The 3,260-nt window shown below is 56.0% G+C and carries 3 protein-coding genes and 2 pseudogenes; 2 read left to right on the plus strand and 3 right to left on the minus strand.

Features of this window, described 5'->3' with window-relative positions; genetic code table 11:
- Positions 1-7: 7 nt before the first annotated feature.
- Positions 8-730 carry a PleD family two-component system response regulator gene (locus ACGYLQ_RS20605; protein WP_394444646.1) on the minus strand — a complete coding sequence of 241 codons (723 nt, stop codon included), beginning with the start codon at positions 728-730 and terminating at the stop codon, positions 8-10.
- A gap of 410 nt (positions 731-1,140) precedes the next feature.
- Here ACGYLQ_RS20605 and ACGYLQ_RS20610 point away from each other — a divergent pair, with 410 nt between their 5' ends.
- On the plus strand, positions 1,141-1,680 hold the full coding sequence (locus tag ACGYLQ_RS20610; RefSeq protein WP_394407235.1) for a transposase: 540 nt from the start codon (positions 1,141-1,143) through the stop codon (positions 1,678-1,680).
- Between the two features lie 34 nt (positions 1,681-1,714).
- Positions 1,715-2,248, plus strand: a complete 534-nt coding sequence (locus ACGYLQ_RS20615) for an IS630 family transposase (protein WP_394444648.1) — start codon at positions 1,715-1,717, stop codon at positions 2,246-2,248.
- Between the two features lie 9 nt (positions 2,249-2,257).
- On the opposite strand, the pseudogene ACGYLQ_RS20620 reads toward ACGYLQ_RS20615, so the two are convergent.
- Together ACGYLQ_RS20620 and ACGYLQ_RS20625 are read right to left on the minus strand one after the other, a co-directional pair.
- Positions 2,258-3,010 (minus strand): annotated as a pseudogene (locus ACGYLQ_RS20620) (IS1595 family transposase); the annotation flags it as partial.
- A 172-nt stretch (positions 3,011-3,182) separates the two neighbouring features.
- Positions 3,183-3,260, minus strand: a pseudogene (locus ACGYLQ_RS20625) (ABC transporter ATP-binding protein); the annotation flags it as partial.

The raw sequence follows: 3,260 nt of genomic DNA on the forward strand, positions 1-3,260 counted from the left end.
TCGCCGCCTACGCCGGCAGCGGGTCCTTCGTCTGCGTCGTCGAGGGTGCGATAAAGTTGCGTTCGCCCAGCGTATCGGACAGCGCCTCGGCGACATCAACGATCATGCACTGAAAGTCGAAAGGCGTAACTTGCATGAACAGTTGCTCGATCCGGCGGATCGAGATGGCAAAGACGCTAGAACCAAACAGGCGCGAGCGGGACAGTTTCGAGACATAGTTTTCAAGCGCGACAACATCGACTACGCCATCAATATCGCGGATCTCGAACGGCTTGTGAAGCGCCAAGGGCGCGTTGTCGGTGCTGGTCCGGTGGCCGAACGGCGTTGCCGAAAAGGTCATACCGTTGTCGCGGCGGGCATCCACAAGCGAGCTGATGACGCCAAGGCGCACGCGCAAGTCAGAGATTTCGAACGGCTTGTTGATGTAGTCGGTCGCGCCCGCAAGGAAGGCGGCGTCGATATACCGCTTTTCCGACATAGCCGTCAGCATCACGACAGGTGTCTGGTCATAGCCATCAAGGGTGCGCAACGCGCGGCACACCTCGACACCGTTCATCACAGGCATCTGGAAGTCGAGCAAGACGCAGTCAAAGCGGTTCGCTTCGCGCATCATGGCCAACGCCTCTGGTCCGGATTCGGCTGTTTCGAGTGTATGGTCACCGATATGACCGATGATCTCTTTCAACAGTTCTAGGATGAAAGGATCGTCATCTACTGCTAGGATTCTCATGGGTCCGGCCTTTCTGCCAAGCGCGTTACATCTGGTCGCGCAAGATTTTCTATTCCTCCCATATGCCCGGGACATTGTGGCTCGATTGGGGCGACGTTAAGAAATTAATAAGGGCATTTTACAATTTATAAGTGTACAGTAGATCGCGCAAAGATGCACTACAGATACAACCCCCACGAGAAACGTCACAACTATAGACGAAACCGACCATGCGCGGTCGCGTTTTACCGCCCGTGTGCTAAGGTCCGCTTAAGCCCCACAGAAGGGCAAAATTTGAGTAGTTTGAGATATGTCGGGTAAATCCACTTTTCGCATTCATGTGCTGATCGCGCTGATTTGTTTCGTTATACTCCGAGTCCTGCGGAAGCCGAATTTGGTGACTTGACGGCTGGGTTTGGAACGATTCAGCTATGCCTATGATCCGCCCCGGCTTTCTTTCCTCAGCAGACCGCCTCGAGCTTGAGGCTTGCGTGCGTTGCCAGCGCGAGGACCACGGCATTGCCCGCCGGGCAAATGCGATCCTGCTGCTCGACGACGGGGAAAGCTGTGCTCGGATCGCAAAGTTTCTCTACTTGGACGACGATACCATCCGGGGCTGGCATAAAACCTTTCTGCAAGATGGTTGGGATGCGCTTGCTTTCGACGGCTGGAAAGGCGGTCAGTCCCGTATGACACAGGCACAGGAGGTTGCTTTATGCGCCTGGCTGGAAGCACGCTTCTGTCGCTCGACGGTCGAGATCAGGGCCCATGTCGCAGCTGAGTGCGGTCTGAACTATTCCCATTCTGGCTGCATTAAACTTCTGGCCCGACTGGGCTTTGAATACCGCAAGCCCAAGCCCCTGCCGCGCGTGGCATCCGTGGAAAAACAGGCCGCTTTCATCGCATTTTACGACCGCCTGATGCGTGAGTTACCAGCGGATGAAGCCGTCTACTTCGCCCCCTCTCATTGATTGCCTTGCAATCAACTGCCGGGCAACGGATGCGGTGCATCCGGAATACCAGACCAAGCCTGCGTTTGGCTGGGTGAAGGTAGGATCAAATCCAGCGGTTCTCAGCACGGCAGGGCGCGGTCGTGTGAATATTCATGGGGCTGTGAACCTTGAAACCTTCGATGCACCCTTTGTCGAGCCCACAACCGTTGATGGGGTCAGTGCAGCACAGCTTCTGACCAAGATCGAAGCGCGCAACCCTGACAAGCGCATCATTCATGTCATCTGGGACAACGCGGCCTACCACAAAGGGCCCGATGTCAGAGCCTTCCTCGCCAGGGCAGCTTGCCGTATCCATCTGATCCAGCTGCCGCCTTACTGCCCTCATCTCAATCCCATTGAGCGGCTTTGGGCCGTCTTGCATCAATACGTGACCCACAATCGCTACTACCCAAGTCAAAAGCAGTTCGCCGACGCCATCCTTGCATTCATGCGTGAAACCATCCCGCAGGAATGGACGAAGTTCCGCGACAAGGTCTCAGACAACTTCCGCGTCATAACCCACGATAACTTTCGGGTTTTGAAGTAGGCGCGGTATAGAGAACACACGGTGGACCCAGTGGAGGATCTCGTGTGCCTTCTTGCCGCTGACGACCTTCGCCTCGTGCGTGTTTGCCGGAGGATTTTCGTAACCGAGCCAGCCGTCCGTGATGATGTGTGCGCCGGGTTCCACGACCTGACCAATGAACCCGTGCAGCGTCTTCGCCGCACCGTCGGGAATGTGCTTCATCCTGATCCGGCGCGGCTGGCCGTCATCTGATAGCTCGACGGCACAGATGACAAACATCTTTCCGACGGGGCTACGCCCGCCCTTTGGCCGATCCTGTGGATCATGCCGGGACCGGAACGGCATCTCTGTCTCATCGATTTCAACGAGGTCTTTCAGGGGATTGCGTTCAGGATTGACCATGGACCGCCGCAGCTTTTGTAAGATGAGCCAGGCTGTCTTGTAACTGCCGAGGCCAAGTTGGGCCTGAAGTTGCAGTGCTGACATGCCGTTGGAATGACTGGTGATGATGTGTGCGGCGAGGAACTACGTTCGCAACGGCAAGTGGCTGCTATGCATCACCGTGCCGGCCGTCACGGATGTCTGCCGCGCGCAACCGGCGCACTCCCAAGTTGCGCGATTTCGCTTTAGAGGCCAGCCCTTGCACGTGCCACAGAAGGGGCAGACGAAGCCCTCGGGCCAACGATGCTCCGCCAGATAAAGCGAGCACGCTTCCTCGTCAGAAAACTGAGCGTCGAACGCCTGGCGGGACATAGGTTTGTCGTTTTTCCATCTGGCTGGCATGAGTGGAACAATGCAAGAACATTTTAAGTTGGCAAGCCGCGTCGCACTACATCATGTGCCGCCGGATCAAAGGGGATAAGCCTTTCCCCTTAATATGCTGTGGCCCGGTTACGAATACGTAAACCGGGCCACAATTATATCGAAAATCCAAAGCGATGGTTAACGTGCGCGCTTAAATTGCCAAATATTCGGCGCGCAGTTGTTCGTTCTCGAGTACTTCTTTGGCAGAGCCGTTGAAGACCACCGAGCC

This window comes from Sulfitobacter sp. 1A12779, assembly GCF_043557315.1.
Lineage (GTDB): Bacteria > Pseudomonadota > Alphaproteobacteria > Rhodobacterales > Rhodobacteraceae > Sulfitobacter > Sulfitobacter faviae.